General features: G+C 64.8%; 14 protein-coding genes, 1 pseudogene and 1 riboswitch. Of the genes and pseudogenes, 6 read left to right on the top strand and 9 right to left on the bottom strand.

Annotated elements, in window-relative coordinates; translation table 11 throughout:
* Positions 1 to 133: 133 nt before the first annotated feature.
* From ACMGEZ_RS28265 to ACMGEZ_RS28230, 8 genes are all read right to left on the bottom strand, one after another.
* Positions 134 to 1459: a D-amino acid dehydrogenase gene (locus ACMGEZ_RS28265; RefSeq protein ID WP_436825592.1), complete on the bottom strand. Its 1326-nt coding sequence runs from the start codon at positions 1457 to 1459 to the stop codon at positions 134 to 136.
* A gap of 84 nt (positions 1460 to 1543) precedes the next feature.
* Positions 1544 to 1649: riboswitch (glycine riboswitch) on the bottom strand.
* A gap of 699 nt (positions 1650 to 2348) precedes the next feature.
* Entirely contained in the window at positions 2349 to 3134 is a 786-nt protein-coding gene (locus ACMGEZ_RS28260; RefSeq protein WP_436825591.1) for a 3-ketoacyl-ACP reductase, read from the bottom strand.
* A 33-nt stretch (positions 3135 to 3167) separates the two neighbouring features.
* Positions 3168 to 4043: a sugar phosphate isomerase/epimerase family protein gene (locus ACMGEZ_RS28255; protein ID WP_436825590.1), complete on the bottom strand. Its 876-nt coding sequence runs from the start codon at positions 4041 to 4043 to the stop codon at positions 3168 to 3170.
* On the bottom strand, positions 4043 to 5227 hold the full coding sequence (locus ACMGEZ_RS28250; protein ID WP_436825589.1) for a dihydrodipicolinate synthase family protein: 1185 nt from the start codon (positions 5225 to 5227) through the stop codon (positions 4043 to 4045). Before ACMGEZ_RS28250 ends, ACMGEZ_RS28255 begins: the two co-directional genes overlap by 1 nt.
* 17 nt (positions 5228 to 5244) lie before the next feature.
* On the bottom strand, positions 5245 to 6051 hold the full coding sequence (locus ACMGEZ_RS28245) for a shikimate dehydrogenase family protein (protein WP_436825588.1): 807 nt from the start codon (positions 6049 to 6051) through the stop codon (positions 5245 to 5247).
* Positions 6048 to 6833: an enoyl-CoA hydratase/isomerase family protein gene (locus ACMGEZ_RS28240; RefSeq protein ID WP_436825587.1), complete on the bottom strand. Its 786-nt coding sequence runs from the start codon at positions 6831 to 6833 to the stop codon at positions 6048 to 6050. Before ACMGEZ_RS28240 ends, ACMGEZ_RS28245 begins: the two co-directional genes overlap by 4 nt.
* Complete coding sequence (locus ACMGEZ_RS28235; protein WP_436825586.1) at positions 6830 to 8347, bottom strand: acyl CoA:acetate/3-ketoacid CoA transferase; 1518 nt, start codon at positions 8345 to 8347, stop codon at positions 6830 to 6832. Before ACMGEZ_RS28235 ends, ACMGEZ_RS28240 begins: the two co-directional genes overlap by 4 nt.
* 11 nt (positions 8348 to 8358) lie before the next feature.
* Positions 8359 to 9318, bottom strand: coding sequence for a tripartite tricarboxylate transporter substrate binding protein (locus ACMGEZ_RS28230; protein ID WP_436825585.1), 960 nt, complete (start codon positions 9316 to 9318; stop codon positions 8359 to 8361).
* Between the two features lie 176 nt (positions 9319 to 9494).
* Here ACMGEZ_RS28230 and ACMGEZ_RS28225 point away from each other — a divergent pair, with 176 nt between their 5' ends.
* Together ACMGEZ_RS28225 and ACMGEZ_RS28220 are read left to right on the top strand one after the other, a co-directional pair.
* Positions 9495 to 10541: a LacI family DNA-binding transcriptional regulator gene (locus ACMGEZ_RS28225; protein ID WP_436825584.1), complete on the top strand. Its 1047-nt coding sequence runs from the start codon at positions 9495 to 9497 to the stop codon at positions 10539 to 10541.
* Between the two features lie 218 nt (positions 10542 to 10759).
* Positions 10760 to 10915, top strand: a complete 156-nt coding sequence (locus ACMGEZ_RS28220; protein ID WP_436825583.1) for a hypothetical protein — start codon at positions 10760 to 10762, stop codon at positions 10913 to 10915.
* A 134-nt stretch (positions 10916 to 11049) separates the two neighbouring features.
* Here the strand turns inward: ACMGEZ_RS28220 and ACMGEZ_RS28215 are convergent, their stop codons facing one another.
* Entirely contained in the window at positions 11050 to 12060 is a 1011-nt protein-coding gene (locus ACMGEZ_RS28215) for a LysR family transcriptional regulator (protein ID WP_436825582.1), read from the bottom strand.
* A gap of 74 nt (positions 12061 to 12134) precedes the next feature.
* On the opposite strand from ACMGEZ_RS28215, the gene ACMGEZ_RS28210 reads away from it, so the two are divergent.
* The 4 genes and pseudogenes from ACMGEZ_RS28210 to ACMGEZ_RS28195 all read left to right on the top strand — a co-directional run.
* Positions 12135 to 13649 carry a sulfatase gene (locus ACMGEZ_RS28210; RefSeq protein ID WP_436825581.1) on the top strand — a complete coding sequence of 505 codons (1515 nt, stop codon included), beginning with the start codon at positions 12135 to 12137 and terminating at the stop codon, positions 13647 to 13649.
* A 25-nt stretch (positions 13650 to 13674) separates the two neighbouring features.
* Positions 13675 to 14643, top strand: coding sequence for a Bug family tripartite tricarboxylate transporter substrate binding protein (locus tag ACMGEZ_RS28205; protein ID WP_436825580.1), 969 nt, complete (start codon positions 13675 to 13677; stop codon positions 14641 to 14643).
* A 7-nt stretch (positions 14644 to 14650) separates the two neighbouring features.
* Positions 14651 to 15511 (top strand): aldose epimerase family protein, encoded by an 861-nt coding sequence (locus tag ACMGEZ_RS28200; protein WP_436825579.1) that lies wholly within the window; start codon positions 14651 to 14653, stop codon positions 15509 to 15511.
* Positions 15512 to 15607: 96 nt separating this feature from the next.
* A pseudogene (locus tag ACMGEZ_RS28195) lies at positions 15608 to 16285 on the top strand (AMP-binding enzyme); the annotation flags it as partial.
* Positions 16286 to 16355 lie beyond the last annotated feature (70 nt).

Below are 16355 nucleotides of genomic sequence, written 5' to 3'. Positions count from 1 at the left end.
TTCTACATGGACAAGACCATGATGGTCTTCGGCGACGCGAAGAAGGTGGTCGAGGACATGGGCAAGGCAATCGAGTAGGACAGTCCTGCTGCACGCACGTCGTCGACCCTCGTGCGTGGCAGCAAGCAGATCGTCAGTGCGGCAGCCAAGGAGCGGATGAGGCAGGCTGCCGGGCGCCTTGCGTCCCGCGTTCCAGCCCGGTGAACGCGAAGTCCACCTCGGGCGCGAGCCCGCTCACGATGCGCGCGATCGATTTGCCCGAGCCGCAGGCGTGCGTCCACCCCAGCGTGCCATGGCCGGTGTTGAGGAACAGATTGGGCAGCTTCGTCTTTCCGATCAGCGGCACGTTGCTCGGCGTCGCCGGCCGCAGCCCGGTCCAGAACTGGGCCTGGCGGGTATCGCCGGCGCCCGGGAACAGTTCTTCGACGCGTCGGACGATGGCTTCGCAGCGCACGCGGTTCAGGTCGCGGTCGTAGCCGTTGAGTTCGGCCGTGCCGGCGATGCGCAGGCGATCGCCGCTGGCCGAGGTGTAGCGCGAGAACACCAGCTTGTACTCGTCGTCGGTCAGCGAGACCTGGTGCGCTTTCGAAGCGTCCTTGACCGGCAGCGTCACCGAATAGCCCTTGGCCGGGTAGATCGGCAGCTTGATGCCGAGCGGTGCGGCGTAGAGGGGGCTCAGCGAGCCCATCGCCAGCACGAAGGCATCGCCGCGGATGCGCTGGAAGCGGCCTTCATCGTCCGTCGCTTCCACGTGGTCGATGCTGCCGCCGCTCTCGCGCAGCGCGGTCACGGTGTGGCTCATGAGGAAGTTCACGCCGGCCGCGGACGCGAGCCTGACCAGTTCGCGCGCGAAGCGGTTGGCATCGCCCGACTCGTCCTCCGCCGTGTAGGTGGCCCCGGCCAGATGCGGCCGGATGTGGGCCAGGGCGGGCTCGATCTTCACCGCCTCGTCGGCCGAGATCACCTGCCGCTCGCAGCCCAGCGCGCGCATCTGCTCGGCCGGCTTCAGCGCGCCGTCGAACTCCTTCTGCGTCGTATAGAAGTGCAGGATGCCCTGGGTGCGCTGGTCATAGGCGAGGCCGGTTTCGCGGCGCAACTGCTGCAGCGTCTCGCGGCTGTAGGTGCCCAGGCGCACGATCTGCTCGATGTTGTGGCGCGTACGCGCCGGCGTGCATTCGCGCAGGAACTGCAGGCCCCAGAGCCACTGGCGCATGTCTGCGCGGATGCGAAACAGCAGCGGCGCATCTTCCTTGCCGAGCCATTGCAGCACCTTGAGCGGCGCGCTCGGGTTGGCCCAGGGTTCGGCGTGGCTGACCGAAATCTGGCCGCCGTTGGCGAAGCTGGTTTCGGCAGCCGGTGTGGCCTGCCGGTCGACGACGGTCACTTCGTGGCCGAGTTGCTGGAGGTAGTAAGCCGAGGTCACGCCGAGCAGGCCGGCGCCGAGAACGATCACGCGCATTTCATGAACCTTTGAGGTTGCAGCGCTCGAACGCATTGGAAACGGAAGCTCGAGAAGAATGCAGCCGGACCATGCGTCCAAGTTGCCGCTCCCCCTGTCCTCGGTACCTGAGAGATTCACCTGCTGCGCCCGCAGCGGGTTTGCTCCTTCGGTGCGTCGCGTGGTGCGACGGCTCTCCAGACGGCTTTGACAGATCCTGCAGTACGGGCCCGCGCCTGCGGACGAACCTGAGCGTTTATGGGAGTTTGCGCCTTCGGTGGGACCGCTTCGCGCGGCCCTCTCTCCTGCGGGAGCGAGTCTAACCAGTTCGCTTCAGGATGTCGATGAGCGGCATCACAACCTTGCCGAGAGATGGGTGTGGAGGCTTTGGAAAGGCGGCCAGCACGGCGTTCATAGAACGTCGATCTCAGCGCCAAGCGGACGCCCCGGTGGCGCTCACTCCATGGTGCGAAATGGGTAATTCGGGCAAGCTGACCCAAAGATCATGCACCTCCTTCGATTTGAACCTGCTGGTTGCATCGGATGCGCTGCTGACAGATCCACATGTCACCCGCGCCGCCGTGTGGGCTGCGGACCGCGCCGCAAGACCGCAGCGAGTGGCTCGCCGAAATTCCTACAAGCAAAGATGAAGAGGACGCCCGAGCCCCTTGGATGACAGGTTTGGAGCACGGACGTATAGCCGGTTAGGGCTCACCAGCGACGTTCCGCCCCCCTAACTCATCGCCGCGAAGCGGCCGGTCGTAGCTGTACCGGCTCCGGCCTGTCATTCCACCATCAGCCGACAGGCGAGCCGATGTTTTACCGAGACGCCTTGCCATTCCGGGCTTCCAGCCTTGCAGTCGGAAGCTGACCTTACCGCCGATCACCGTTCGCTTCGCCCCAGCCGCCTCTAAAGCCTCTGGATGTGCAGTCCTCCGTCCACGTGAATCGCATCCCCCGTGCTGAATGCGAAGGCACCACTTGCCAAAGCGGCCGCGGCCCGGCCAACATCCTCAGATTCGCCCCACCTCTGCATGGGGGAAAGGCCAGCGGCGATCCTCTTGTCGTAATCCGCAGTTGCCACGGCTGTCATGCTGGTGCGGATCACACCGGGTCGAATCTCGAACACCCCAATTCCCGCTTCGCCAAGTCGCGTCGCAAATAGCTTAGTAGCCATGCTGATGGCTGTTTTGGAAATGCAGTACTCGCCGCGGTTCGGCGATACCGCATAGGCGTTTGCGGACGATATATTGATGATGCAGCGGTACTTCTCGTCTTTGCGTTCTAAGAAGCGCCGGGCCACCTTCTGAGTCAAGAAGAATGGGCCGCGGAGGTTGACACGAATGAGCTGATCAAAGCTCTCCGGAGTGGCCTCGAGCAAGTCGCCTCTCTTTGCCACACTGATGCCGGCGTTGTTGACCAAGCAGGACAGCGGTCCGATCTCCCGCTCGACCTTGTCAAGAACAGCGTCATGTCCTTCGATATCTGCAATGTCACATTGCACGAACGCCGCACGCGCACCTAGCTGCTGAATCCCGCGCAGCGATTCCTCGACGTCAGCATCCATCGCCAAGTCCCCGATGGTCACCTCCACGCCCTTTCGAGCCAATTCGTACGCGATGCCGCGGCCAATGCCGCGGCGCCCGCCCGTCACGAACGCGTGGCCTGCCTTAGTTCTGTGGGTATTTGCATTCATCTGATTCCTTCCGCGCACCTACGGTGCAGTGACCTATACCGCGCTACGATGGCGCTCTATACAGAGATCGAGCACATCGTTGTGCGACTGCTTCCACCAGCGATCTGAAAAGATCTCGACCTCTGCATATCCATCGAAGCCTTGTGCCTCGATCCAGCCTCGAATCTTCGGAATCTCGACCACGCCATCGCCCATCATTCCGCGGTCATTCACCATGTCGGCGGTCGGCGTCAGCCAGTCGCAGACGTGAAAGGCAAGCAGGCGATCCTTGCCTGCCCGTGCAATCTGGCGCTCGAGGTTGGGGTCCCACCAGACGTGGTACACGTCCAGCGCCACGCCCAACATGCCGCTGCGCTGCGGATCGAGTTCGTCGCAGATGTCGAGTGCATGATCTAGCGTGTTGATGCAGGCGCGCTGGGCAGCCTGCATGGGATGCAGCGGCTCGATGGCGAGCGGCACGCCCACCTCGCGCGCGTACTCAAGTGAGGCGGCAATTCCATCGCGCACCTGGGCGCGTGCGCGGCCGAGGTCCTTATAGGCAGCTTGGCCCGCCAGGGCGCCGGGCAAGCTTCCCACCACCAGCACCAGGCAAGGCGCACCGAGCGTTTTGGCCTCATCGATGGCGCGACGGTTGTCCTCCAGCGCGGCCTTCAAGCCGGCGGCGTCGGCCGCGGGGTAGAAGCCGCCGCGGCAGTAGCCAGATAGCTCCATATCGTGGGCCCGGAGCTGCGCCGCCACCTTGACCAGGCCGGCGGACCCGACCTGGTCGCGCCAAGGCGAGACGGCACGAATTCCGCGGCGGGCGCAGGCATCCAGAATGGCTGGGAGGGGTAAGTCCGCGCGCAGGCTCTTTCGAACGGTGGCCGTGTTGATCGACAGCCATCGGTGATCACGTGAGAAGTCTCGCATCACTCGACCCCATGCAGCGCCATCAGCGTGCGCATGCGCTGGACGGCCAGTTCGGGTTGCACCAGTAGGTGGGCCGCGTCGGCCAGCCGGAACAGTTCAGCGAAGTGCTGTGCGCTGCGTGCGCTGTGCTGGCCGCCGACCATGGTGAAGTGCTTCTGGTGGCCGTTGAGCCATGCCATGAAGACCACGCCGGTCTTGTACAAGCGCGTGGGCGCCGCGAAGATGTGGCGCGACAGCGGCACGGTCGGGCCGAGGATCGCGTGGAACTTCTCGGTGTTGCCCTGGGCCAGTTCGCACAGTGCGGCGCTGGCCGCGGGCGCGATGGCGTCGAAGATGCCGAGCAGCGCGTCGCTCTTGCCATGCGTGGGTTCCCGGCCTTCGCCATCGCCCGCGATCATTTCCGCGTAGTTGAAGTCGTCGCCGGTGTACATGCGCACGCCCGGCGGCAGCCGGCGGCGCATCGCGATTTCCTTGTCCTTGTCCAGCAGCGAGATCTTGATGCCGTCCACCTTCGCCGGGTTTGCAGCGATCACGCCCAAAGCGGTTTTCATAGCCTCGTCAACATCACTGCTGCCCCAGTAGCCTGCCAGCGCCGAGTCGAACATGTCACCCAGCCAGTGCAGGACAACGGGCTGCTTCGCCTGGCGCAGCACGCGGTCGTACACCCGCTCGTAGTCGGTCGGACCCCTGGCCACACGGGCCAGTGCGCGGCTGGCCATGATGATCAGCTTGCCGCCCAGGGCTTCGATGGCTGCCATCTGCTCTTCGTAGCCGCGGATCACATCGTCCACACGCTTGACCGCATCGATGTCGAGGTGATCTGTGCCGCAGCCGGAAGCGACAAGGGCCCCCGGTACGTCCCTGGCGGCGTCCAGCGAGCGGCGAATCAGCTCCAGCGAGGTGGGCCAATTCAGGCCCATTCCGCGCTGCGCGGTGTCCATGCCCTCGGCCACGCCCAAGCCGAGCGACCAGAGGTGCTGGCGGTAGGCCATGGTTGCGTCCCAATCGAGCGCCGATTGCAGCCAAGGGTTGACGACGGCGATGGAGTCGGCCACCACGTGTGCCGCCGAATATGCGATGCGGTTGAACTTCACGCCGGCTTGAGGCCGCGCGGGTTGCATTCCGGAAAGAGTGTAGGTCTGCGTTGTCCCTTGAAGGGTCGGCAGGGTGAGGGCGAGTGACATGAATTGTTCCTTTTCAGTCAGTCCAGTTCGTACCCGAAGAACGCCGCCACGCGCCGGGCTTGGCCAAGGTGCATGTGCTTCCCCGAATGCACGCGATGGCCCGTGTCGATGGCGCGCTGAAGAAGCGGGGTGATCTCGGGCTTGGTGATCACGTCAACGACCAGCGCTTCGCCGGGCAGTTCGGCAGGATCGAACGGAAGGGGATCCCTGCTCTTCATCCCCAGCGGCGTCGCGTTCACGACTGCGTCAAATGCCCTGCCCGACGCCGTTTCCGTGGCGATGCACACCGTGGGGAACGCGGCCTGTAATTGCCGCACGAGCCTGTCACGCTTGTCGATGTCCGGATCGTGGAGCGTAAGGCCTGCGACACCGGCCTGGGCTAGGGCAATGGCAATCGCTGCACCTGCGCCACCGAGCCCGAGGAGCCGTACGTTCCAGCCGCTGAGGTCGTGACCCTCACGGCGCAAGCCGTCGACGAAGCCGACTCCGTCGAACATGTCACCCGTCCATCGGCCGTCCGGCTCCCGGCGAGCCGCATTGACGGCACCCACGAGCCGGCCAGCGGCGCCCACATCGTCCAGCAGGGCAACCACCCGCGCCTTGTGGGGCATGGTGACCACAAGCCCGCGCAGATTGCGCAGTCTGGACAGGCCAGCCCATGCCGACGCGATGTCCTCCTCGCCGACGTGCATTGGCACGAGCACTGCGTTGACGCCCCGATGCGAGAACATGGCGTTGAAGACCTCCGGAGAGCGTACGGCCGAGATCGGGTCGCCCACGATCCCGTAGAGCTGCGTCGAACCGTCGAGTTGCTCCGGCCTCACGTTCGGTCTCCGGCCGGCTTCGTTGCCGAGCGGCGTTCGAGGAAGTTGCCGATGCGCGTCTTGGCTTCGGCGGTATCGAGGACCACGGCGGCAAGCAGCCGCTCGATGCGAAGCGACTGCCGCAGCGGCCCTTCCGATGCCTCCAAGATCACCTCGCGGGCGAACGCGACGGCGGGTGCGCTGCGTTTCGCAATGGCCTCTGCCATGCCTATGGCCGTTTCCAGGACTTCACTCGCTGGCACGGCACGCGCGGCAATGCCATGGCTCCTGGCTTCCAGACCAGATAGTTCGCGGCCCGTCAGGACCAGATCGGCCGCGATGGCGCGGCCTGCCAGTCCGATGAGGCGCTGGCTTCCGCCCTGGCCCGCGATGACGCCGATGCCGGTCTCGGGCAAGGCGAATCGAGCGTCCTCTGCGGCCACGATGAGGTCGCAGTACAGCGCAAGCTCGAAGCCGCCGCCCACAGCGTAGCCGCGCACCGCAGCGATGATCGGCTTGGGCATCCGGCGGATCGCGTCAAGCTCATCGAGCCAGCCGACGAGAATCGCCTGAACGCCTTGGAGCTTGGCCACGTCCACCAGGTCCGCGCCTACGCAGAAATAGGTGGGCGTACCTGCGAGGACCACGCACCGCACCTGCTCGTCGGCCATCGCCTCCGAGAGGGCATTCAGCAGCGCCCGACCCAACTCGGGTGACATGGGATTACCTCGGCGCGGAACACCCGTCATAGTGACGATGCGAACCGAGGCTCGGTTCTCTACGCCGATGAGAGCTTCGCTCATTGCATGACCTCCGGCTCGTACGTATGCACAACTCGCACGACGGGTGAAAAGCCCATCTGCGACAGGACATCGCGGTGGATGTCCACGCCGGGCGCCAGTTCGGTGAGTTCAACACCGTCGGCCGTGAGCTCGAATGTGGCTCGCTCAGTCACGTACAGCACCCGCTGGCCTCTACTCAGGGCTTGCTGGCCGCTGAATGTGACGTGAGATACCTCACCCACCAGCTTTCGGATGCGACCGTTCTGTTGCACATCCATTTGGCCGTTCTCCACCTTGACCTGGCTGCCCTTCGCATCGAAGGTGCCGCAAAAGACCACCGTCCTGGCGTTTTGCGAGATATCAATGAAGCCCCCGGGACCATTGACGTTGCCATTCAGTTTGGAGACGTTGACATTGCCGGCGCCGTCCATTTCGGCCATGCCCAGGAATGCCATGTCCAGCCCGCCGCCGCTATAGAAGTCGAACTGTGACGGCGAATCGATGATGACCGACGGATGGTGCGCCATGCCGAAGAGGTCGTCATCGATCATGTGGCCGCCATGGATGCCTTGCTCGATGGTCATCCAGTAATCGCCGGAATTGCCGCGTTCGGCGATCAACGAGGCGACCTGAGCGGAAGCTCCGAATCCAAAGTTCAGGCTGTCACCGGGTCGAAGTTCAAGCGCTGCGCGTCGGGCGATGATTCGTTTGAGTGGATCGGTCGATGCCGGGGGTTTCTGAAAATCCCCGCCACGGCCCACCAGCGACGGATCGAAGCCGCCCCGGTAGGTCTGCATCTGTTCCGGCACGACGACCAGCGCGTCGACCAACGCGCCCGGGATGGCGACGCTGCGGGGATTGAGGCTGCCGGCGGGCACGACTTCACGCACCTGGGCGATGACCTTGCCGCCGCTGTTGTGGGCGGCGAGCGCCACGGCATACCCATCGAGGTCCGCAGGTTCTTCCTCCAGGGAGATGTTGCCCGTGGTGTCCGCGAAGGTGCCTCGAATAATGCCAACATCAACGGAAAAGGGCTTGTAGCGAAGGTACTCCCTGCCGTCGAGATGGAGCAGTTCAACCATTTCATCCTTGGCGGCAGCGTTCATTCGACCGCCGCCCTTGCGAGGATCAACGAAGGTGCCGAGCCCGACGTGGGTGATCAAACCCGGGCGACCGGCGCCGATCTCGCGCAGCAGGTGGGTAATCACGCCACCGGGCAGTGAATAGGCTTCCAGGCGGTTGTCCCTGGCCAGGGCCTGCATCCTTGGCGACCAGGTCCAGTGGCCGCCGATCACGCGGCGCACCATGCCGTCATGGGCGAAGCGATTCGACCCGCGCTCGTTGCGGTCACCGAGCCCGAGGGAATGGACAAGGGTCAACCCGGCAGCGCCTTCCCCATTGCGAAATCGTCGTTCGACGGCCTCAAATATCGCGTCGGGCTCGACCAGCCCCCCACCTGAGCCAGTCACTGCGACGACGGCGCCGTCGCCGATCAGGGCGGCTGCCTGCACAGCGGTCATGGTCTTCTGTCGCATTGCACCTTCGCTCACTTCAACTGCAACTTGGTAACGATGTCGCTGTAGAACTTGAATTCACGCTCGAGTTCGGGCGCGAGCTTGTCGCCGTCCTCGTAGACCATGCCGAGGTACTGATTGGCGAAGAACTGCTGGTACTTCGGCTCCTGACTTACCTTCTGGGCGACCTCCTTCAGCCGTGCGATGACCGCCGGCGGTGTTCCCTTCGGCGCGGCCAGAGCGCGCCACGTGCCGAGCTTCAGGTCGATGCCACGTTCCTTGAAGGTCGGAACGTCTGGGAAGTCCTTCAGCCGCTCGTCAGCCATGACGCCGAGCAGACGGAACTTGCCGGCCTTGACGTAGTTGCCGGCCTCCCCGGTTGTCGCAAAGCCACCTTCGACCTGGTCGCCGAGGATCGCGGTCATCTCAGGACCGGCCCCGATGTACGGAATGTTGTTGAAGCTCAGCCCGGTCTTCTCCTCCAGCGCGACCGCTGCCAGGTGGTACGTGGCGCCCTTGCCGGAGTTGGCCAGCGCCACTTCGCCCGGCTTGGCCTTCGCCTTGGCCAATACATCATCCAGCGTTTTGAGCGGGGAGTTCGCTGGCACGATGAGCACGATCGGGTCGATGTTCAGGCGCGCGATGAACGTGAAGTCCTGGGGCCGTGCCTTGCCGATGCCCTGGAGGTAGGCGAGGTTGATCTCCGGGGTCACCATGGTCAGTTTGTAGCCATCGGCCGGCGCTTTGGCGCCCTCCTGGTGGCCGATGGCACCTGCGGCACCTGGCCTGTTGACCACGACCATTCCCTGGGAGAGTTGCCGTCCGGCGGCATCGGCAAACGCTCGTGCGACCGCATCGGTTCCGCCGCCAACGGCATAGGGCACAAGCAGTTCGACCGGACGGCTAGGGTAGTCGTTCGCCGACGCGGCGGCAGCGAAAGCAGAGAGGGCGAGAGCGCCGATCGCGGCGCGCAGGAAGGTCGAGCGTTGCATGAGTCAGTCTCCAGGAAGATCGTTGCGAAAAATTGAATCGGTTCAATTGAATCGATTCAATTTGAACCGATTCAAATATAGGGCTAATATGGGGACTAACCCTAAGTTGTCGGCCGCCGTTGTTGCCAAGCGAGACGTTCAAGCAGCTATGCTGGGCAACGCCCAACACTGATCAGATGCAAGACAAGAAAATTACCCTGAAGGACGTCGCTCAAGTCGCGGGCGTGGCAACCGGGACCGTTTCGATGGTCCTCAACGACAGCCCATTGGTTGCGCAAGCAACCAAGACGAGAGTGCAGGCGGTGCTGCACGATCTCGGCTATGTCTATGACCGCGCCGCCGGCAATCTGCGCAGCAAGCGTTCCCGCATCGTTGGGGTGTCCGTCTGCAACCTGATCAATCCGTATTTCGCGGATGTCACGGCCGGCATTCAGGAGGCATTGGAGGACCTGGGGCGTGTACTGGTTCTTGGAAACTGCGCCGAATCGGTGTCCCGGCAGATGAACTTCCTGCAGTCCCTTCGGCAGTACAGTGTTGAGGGGGTGCTGTTGACCCCGGCCATTTCAACGCCGAAGTCGCATATCGAACAGTTGCTTGCTTGGCGGATGCCCGTTGTGCAAGTGACGCGGTACGTCGCGGGTGTGAGCAGCGATTACGTCGGGAATGACAACAAGGCTGGGGCAAAGCTTGCGACTCGCCATCTGCTCGACTTGGGCCATGAACGCATTGCCTACTTGGGCCGCAACCGACTCACGTCCACCGGCAAGGACCGGTTCGACGGGTTTCGAACCGCCATGCGGGAAGCGGGGCTGGCAGTCCTGGATGAATGGACTGTTGAATGCCCAGCTACACGAGAGGACGGGTTCAGAGAGGCGGTCAAGCTGATGGAAGGTCGCAACTCGCCAACCGCGATCCTGTGCTTCAACGACCCGATCGCATTTGGTGCGATGCTGGGGCTGCGCAGCATCGGTCGCGAGCCTGGAACGGATTGCTCCGTGGTGGGCATGGATGACGTTTCCGAGGCAGCGCTTTGGCAGCCAGGCCTTACTACCGTTTCCATCGGCCGCGACACTATCGGACGAGCTGCTGGCCGGCTGCTCATGGATCGCGTCGAAGACCTAGATCGACCATTCGAGCGCGTCATCATTCCGCCTGAGTTGGTCATACGTTCCTCAACCTGCCCCCCACGCTCCGAGGAAAGAAGGATCGCTCGAGCGCGCTGAAGTGCAGCGGGCACGGGTGGTCATCGGTCCCGCTTCAACGAATGTCCGCTGAGCAAGCGGAAGCGGAAGCGGAAGCTCGAGGATCCAAGGTGAATGTCCGCAGCTGGCCGGGGACCGGGCCTCACAGCGGACGGCAACGGGGTCCGGAAGCAGCCGTTTGGATGCTGGCTGCACCTGCAGGCGCGCGGGATTTTTGGGGTGCCCGATACGTCACGACCATGGACGCGGAATGGATGCCCGCGCCGCTCGGCGCGCCCACGATCACGGCGCAGTCGCGCTCCCTTCGCGTCGCCGTGGGCACGCCGGCGGGCTTCCTGGTGGAGGCCGAAGGAGTCGGGCGCGGCTACCAATGGGAGCACACGACGGCCAGGTGATCGTCTCGCCGAACGGCTACAAAAGAATCCACCACGGCGGCACTGCGCCTGCGGTCGGTGACCAGCGCGGGCATCTACACAGTGAAGGTCTGCAACGGCGGGCAGCGCCACGTCGATCCCGGTGACGTACGAAGTTATCCCTTGACGGCGCGGGACGCGCGGCCGCTCGGAGCGGCGGGCCGCGCGGCGAGGAACTTGCGAATCTTCTGGGGGCTCGCTGGCAGCAGCTCGCAGCCTTCCGGCAGCTTGCCGACGTTGGCGGCGAGGTAGTCGAACGCGCTGCGCACGAACGCCTGCACCGCGGGCATCGGCTCGCGATCCGGCGGCAACGCGAAGGCCATGATGCGCGAGACCTCCGGCCGGGCCAGAGGCCGGCTCACCACCGAATGCAACGCGGGGCTCGGGCATGACAAGGCGGGAAGCAGCGAAACACCGAGGCCCGCTTCCACCATGCCGACCAGCGTGCCGGACTGGTCCACCTCCATCGGCTCCTGCACGACAGGGAGTCCGCTGATCACCGCATCCATGTACGAGCGGAAGAGGGCACCCCGCCTCAGCAGGATGAGGCGCTCGCCCGCGAGCTGCGAGGCCTCGATCACCGCGCTCAACGCCAGCGGGTGCTCCCGCGGCAGCACCACGCGGAAGCGGTCCCTCAGGAATGGCAGGAGATCCGGGGTGGCGACCGGGCCGCTTTGGCTCAGGATGGCCAGGTCGCCTTCGCCGCGCCCGAGGCGCTGACGCAGCACGGGATCGGGATGGTCGTGGAACGCGATGCTCACGCCATCGTGCGTGGCGGTGAATTCGCGCACGAGCGCCGGCAGCAGCCGGTGCGCCATTGAGGGCACCGTGAGCAGCTCGATCCTTCCGCGGCGCAGGTGCGCCCATTCCGTCCCGCGGAGCATCATGCGCTCGTACGCGTCGAGCACACGGCGCGCCTCGACCAGGAACTCCTCGCCCGCCGGCGTGAGCCGCACCGAGCGTGTCGTCCGCTCAATCAGCCGCACGCCTACGGTTTCCTCCAGCTTAGCGATCGCCTGACTTAGCGCGGGCTGTCCGAGATGCACCGCCTCCGCCGCCAGGCTGAAGGAACCGGTGTCTGTCAACGCGGTGAACGCGCGCAGGTGGCGGGGATTTGGATAGATCATCGAAATCAATAAGTGCGAAGGCAGATTCGATTTGTTGCATGCGTGGCCGGCACCTAGTATTGCCTGCTCCGGCCATGAAAACCATCTTTCTCCTGTTCGATTCGCTCAACCGTCGCAGCCTGGAGTGCTACGGCGGGATCACGATCAAGACGCCTAACTTCCGGCGGCTTGCCGAGCGCTGCGTGACCTTCGACAACCACTATGTCGGCAGCCTGCCCTGCATGCCCGCCCGGCGCGACATGCACACTGGGCGGCTGAATTTCCTGCACCGTGGCTGGGGTCCGCTCGAGCCCTTCGACAACTCGTTCGCGGCAATGATGCACAAGGCGGGCATCTACTCGCACCTCGTCTCGGACCACTACCACTACTGGGGCGACGGGGGCGCCACGTACCACAACCGGTACGACACCTACGAGTTCATCCGCGGCCAGGAGCGCGACCCCTGGAAAGCCATGGTGCAGCCTCCGTGGGAGCGCTTCCGGGAGACGTACCACCCGAAGCAGTTCACGCGGGAGCGGCGCCACAAGCATTCGGCGCACATGATCAACCGCGAGTCCATCCGCGAATACAAGGACTTCCCGTCCGTGCGCTGCTTCGACGCCGGCTTCGAGTTCCTGGAGGGCAACCGCGAGGCGCAGGAGTGGATGCTGCACCTGGAGACCTTCGACCCGCACGAGCCCTTCCATGCGCCCGAGGAGTTCCGCAAGGCTTACCCGACGAACTACAAGGGCCCGATCTTCGACTTCCCGCCCTACAAGCGCGTGACCGAGACGATCGAGGAATGCGAGGAGCTGCGCGCCAACTACGCGGCGATTGTGGCCCTGTGCGACCACGAACTCGGACGGCTGCTGGACTATATGGATGAACATGCCATGTGGGACGACACTGCGCTCATCGTGACGACCGACCACGGGTTCCTGCTCGGCGAGCATTCGTGGTGGTCGAAGAATGTGATGCCCTGCTACGACGAGGTGGCGCACATCCCCCTGTTCATTCACCACCCAGCGCATCGCAGCCAGGCAGGCACCCGCCGCCGGGCCCTCACCCAGACCGTGGATCTCATGCCCACATTCCTCGAGATGCATGGCATCGAACTGCCGCCCGAGGTGACGGGCGTGTCGCTCCTGCCGCTGATGGAGCGCGAGACCACCGTGCGCGAAGCGGCGATCTACGGCGTCTTTGGCAGCGCGGTCAACGTGACCGATGGCCGCTACACCCTGTTCCTCTACCCGCCCGAGATGCACCGCGCCGGCCTGAACCAGTACACGCTGATGCCGATGCACATGAAGGAAATGTTCGCGCTGGAGGAACTGGCCGACGCGCAGCTCGCGCCGCCGCTTCCCTTCACCAAGGGCGCGCCCGTGCTGCGCGTGCCGGCCACGCCGAAGTCGCCCAACTACAAGCTGCACGGGCCCGCCGCGCAGAACGACACGGTGACCGTGATGTTCGACCTGGCCACGGACCCCGGCCAGGAGCACCCGATCACGGACGAAGCCGTGCACGCGCGCCTGTGCCGCGAGATCGCGAGGCTCATGAAGCAGAACGATGCCCCACCGGAGTATTTCGAGCGGCTCGGCGTCGCGGCCTGATTCCCGGATTCCCAGGAGACAAGCAATGCAGAAGAGAAGGTTCCTTGCCGCGATTGCGGCGTCGCTCGCGCTCGGCACGAGCCTGCAGGCCGCCGCGGCCTGGCCGGAGAAGACGATCCGCTTCGTGGTGCCCTGGCCGGCCGGCGGCTCGTCGGATGCGGCCGCGCGCCTGTTGGCGAAGCATCTCGGCGACCGCCTGAAGCAGCCGGTGATCGTGGACAACAAGGCGGGCGCGTCCGGCAATATCGGCACCGCTGAAGTGGCGCGTGCGGCGCCGGACGGCTACACGATCCTCTTGTCCTCCGGGCCGTTTTCGATCAATCCTGGCCTGTACCGAACGCTGCCTTTCGACACCGTCAAGGACTTCGTGCCCGTCGCCCAGATCGCCAGTACGCCCAGCGTGTTGGTGGTGAACCCGTCGACGCCGGCACAGACCATGCAGGAGTTCGTGAAGCTCGCGCACGATCCCGCCAAGCCGTTGGCGGTCGCCACCCCGGGCAATGGGTCCGCGCAGCACCTCGCGCTCGAACTGCTGAAGAAGAAGGCCGGCCTTGCAATTAACCACATCCCCTACAAGGGCGGCGCGCCGGCCGTGAATGACGTCCTCGGCGGCCAAGTGGCCGCGATGATGTCCGGCTTCCCCGAAGTCGCACCGCACATCAAGGCCGGCAAGCTGCGCGCGCTGGCGGTGACGACGCCCGCCCGATCGTCCTTCTTGCCCGACGTGCCCGCCCTCACCGAGCTGAAGCTGGCCGACTCCGGTAGTGCGGGCTGGAACGGCATCCATGTTCCCGCGAAGACGCCGCCGGAGATCGTGAACCGTCTGCACGACGAACTGAATGCGGTGCTCGACATACCCGAGGTCAAGCAGCAGCTCGCCGGGCTCGGATTCGAGGTGCGCCGCACGACGCGGGAGGAATTCGCGACATTCGTGACGCAGCAGATGGTGCGCTGGAAGGAAGCGGTGGATCTATCGGGCGCCCGGATCGACTGAGCGGCCCGTGGAGCTGTGCTGCACGAATGAAATCGAACTGCGCTCGGGCACGTATCGGGCGCGCATAGCCCCGGAAGCGGGCGGGCGCGTCGCGTCGCTTTCCTGGTGCGGTGCGCGCGATTCCGTCCATCTGCTCGTGCCTTGGGACGGTTCTCCCTTTCCGGAGCACGCCTGGCCCAAGGCGGGTGCGTTTCCCATGCTGCCTTTTGCAAATCGCCTGCCTGCCCACGGCTTTGAATTCCGCGGCTGCATCGTCCGGCCCGAAAGCGCGCCGAGCGGGCTCGTCCAGCACGGGTTCGCACACCGGCGCGCGTGGAGGGTGATGGACGTTTCCGCCGAGCGGGTGCGCATGCGGCTGGACGAGGATGCCTCCGCGGGCTGGCCCTGGAGCTGGTCCGCGGAGATGGACGTCTCATTGGGCGGAGCCGGTATGACGGTGCTGCTGCGCGTGCGCAATGCGTCGCGCGAGGCGATGCCGCTCGGCATGGGGTGGCATCCGTACCATCCCGCTGGACCGGGCACTTGCGCGAACGACCTCCGCTTCGACGCCGCCGCCAGGCACGATCTGGACCACGCCGCGCAGGCATGCATGCTCGCGGCGGAGCCGCGCTTCGCCATGCGTCCGGGCGAAACTGCGTCCTTGAGTGGTTGGTCGGGGCGAGCGCAACTGCACTTTGCAGGCGGCAGCATCATGGTTGCTTGCGAAGGCGCACGAGATGCCGTCCTGCACAGGCCCACCAGCGGCGACTACGTTTGCATCGAGCCGGTGACGGTCCTGCCGGGACACCTGGGTGATGATGCGGCGAGCCTGCCGCCCGGCGAGGTGCAGCAGCTGACCTGGAGCTGCGGCTACGCGCGGACCGTGTAGAGCCCTCATCCCGATCTGTCGGTCGGGCGATGGCGAGGGCGAATTCCAGAAGGGGACGTGTGCAATGGGCCCGGAACTGCAATCGAAAGCCCGAACGGGGAGCTCCTCGGCGCCGAGTTGCTGTCGTGGGGCCGAGAGTCCCTGGGCGTCACGATCAATGAGTTCTACGGTCAGACAGAGTGCAACATGACCGCTTCTTCGTGCTCCAGGTGGTTCCCTGCGAAGCGCGGAACCATCGGCCGCGCCGCTCCCGGCCACGACGTGCGTGTCGTCGACGGAGAAGGGCGTCCGGTGCCTAACGGCGAGCCAGGCGAGATCGCGGTCCGGGCGCCAGATCCTGTCATGTTTCTCGGGTACTGGAACAACCCCACAGCAACGGCAGAGAAGTTCGCAGGGGACTACCTGCTCACCGGCGATCTGGGCTGCATCAATGACGAAGGGTTAATTCAGTTTGTCGGTCGCAATGACGATGTGATTACCAGTGCCGGCTATCGCATCGGTCCCGGCCCGATCGAAGACTGCCTGCTTGGGCATCCCTCAGTACGGATGGTTGCTGTGGTGGGCATCCCCGATCCTGCTCGCACCGAGATCGTCAAGGCCTACGTCGTTCTCCGGGATGGTGCAGTCGCCAGCGATGGGCTCACGGCGGAGTTGCAGGACCACGTCCGCAGGAAGCTCGCCGCACACGAGTATCCGCGGGTGATCGCGTACGTCGACGCCCTGCCGATGACCGCGACAGGCAAGGTAGTCCGGCGGGCCTTGAAGGCATTGTGATGTGCTGCTGAGGACGCGTCGGATCTGAGCGCTTCTCACCAAGTGAGTAGCGCACAGGCGAACCATGCGT

It is taken from the genome of Variovorax stachyos, assembly GCF_051400855.1.
GTDB lineage: Bacteria > Pseudomonadota > Gammaproteobacteria > Burkholderiales > Burkholderiaceae_C > Variovorax.
The sequence above is the reverse complement of the archived record's forward strand: the minus strand, read 5'-3'. Positions and strand labels throughout refer to the sequence as shown.